Annotated in this window: 1 protein-coding gene; it reads right to left on the bottom strand. The window is 54.8% G+C overall.

Going from position 1 to position 239, the window contains the following annotated elements:
• The coding region (locus ACZ2IA_RS23265; protein WP_470294944.1) for a class I tRNA ligase family protein at window positions 1–239 on the bottom strand (239 nt) is incomplete at both ends.

Raw genomic sequence — 239 nt, 5'->3', positions numbered from 1 at the left:
AATGGGTCGACAGGATGAAGTAACGAATGACTTCTCCGTCGTAGTGTTCAAGCAGGTCACGAATGGTGCGGAAATTGCCCAGGGACTTGGACATCTTTTCGCTGCCCACCTGGACAAAACCGTTATGCAGCCAGTAGCGGGCAAAGCCGTGACCGTGCGCGCCTTCACTTTGCGCAATTTCGATCTGGATTTGCTCGGTGGCGATACAACCCGGGGCAAGCTGGCCATTACCATCACCG

The sequence above is a fragment of the Crenobacter sp. CS_VA4 genome (genome assembly GCF_055597485.1).
The sequence above is the reverse complement of the archived record's forward strand: the minus strand, read 5'-3'. Positions and strand labels throughout refer to the sequence as shown.